The sequence below is a fragment of the Sulfurimonas sp. genome, from assembly GCF_016744025.1.
Taxonomy (GTDB): Bacteria; Campylobacterota; Campylobacteria; order Campylobacterales; family Sulfurimonadaceae; genus Sulfurimonas.
In genome coordinates this window covers 16,391-17,345 of the sequence record NZ_JADGFC010000048.1, presented here as the reverse complement: position 1 = coordinate 17,345, position 955 = coordinate 16,391, and the positions used below count along the sequence as shown (strand labels likewise).

At 28.8% G+C, this 955-nt stretch carries 2 protein-coding genes; both read left to right on the top strand.

Annotation, left to right across the window (positions count from 1 at the left end; all coding sequences use genetic code 11):
- Positions 1 to 334: lipid A-modifier LpxR family protein (locus tag QZZ48_RS08395; RefSeq protein WP_294964299.1), on the top strand; the 334-nt coding region annotated here is incomplete at its 5' end.
- A gap of 297 nt (positions 335 to 631) precedes the next feature.
- Positions 632 to 829 carry a lipid A-modifier LpxR family protein gene (locus tag QZZ48_RS08390; RefSeq protein ID WP_294964297.1) on the top strand — a complete coding sequence of 66 codons (198 nt, stop codon included), beginning with the start codon at positions 632 to 634 and terminating at the stop codon, positions 827 to 829.
- The last annotated feature ends 126 nt before the right edge of the window (positions 830 to 955 follow it).

Genomic DNA, 955 nt, shown 5'->3' with positions numbered 1-955 from the left:
ATTATCGATTAATCCTATCTTTCAACTTACTTTCAAAAAATTGCACTTGATTTTAGAATTGGCGAATACATACTATACTGCTGGAATTACGTTACAACATGGTGTTATAAGTTGGGAATCCAATAAAAAAAGTTCTTTATCGATGGACTGGTTTAATCATGTGGGTGCAAATATAGGAAACTATGATACCAGTGTATTTGCTGGGACAGTATTTCGTATAGGTAATAATTACAGTAGAAACTTTAATGTTAAATCTCCACTATTAACACAAGAGGCATCTATGGTGCAACTTAAAAAGAGAAACAATAATTTTGGATGGTCAATAAGCTCATGAATCAATGGAAAATTGCAAGCCTATTCTTATTTTACAGAAAAAGCTGATGATGAATGATATGAAGTAAGTAAAAAAGTTTTTAGTGGTTCTTTATATCTAGGTAGTGACTTATATTATCAAAATCATAAAGTTACAATTTTTTATCAAGCTCCAACAAAGTACTCTGACCAAGAAAACGATAGAGATATCTTTGGTGGATTTATATATTCATATATGTTCTGAGTATCATGAACATAGGACTTGGTTCGTAAAAAAAATTATAAGAATATGAAAAGAATAAATGGATAAAATTGATATATGAAAAACAATAAAAAGTTATTAGCATTAACATCGACTCTAAGTGCTGATCAGTTTTCATTTCAACTATACAATGATTTCTTTGCAGGAACTGATCAGTACTTTACAAATGGTCTAGCCATTAGTTGGTTAGATGATTCATTTAATCATGTACCAAATAGTTCTGTTAATGCATATAGTGATTTTAGACTTAATTAAAAATTGCAATGGCAGAAAGTAATTTTACTAAATGAATAAAGTTTCTAAAAAGAGTTTAGCAACCTCCCTTACTACTTTTACTTTTTTAGTAATAGGAGTGAGTGGAATTATGATGTTTTTTCATTT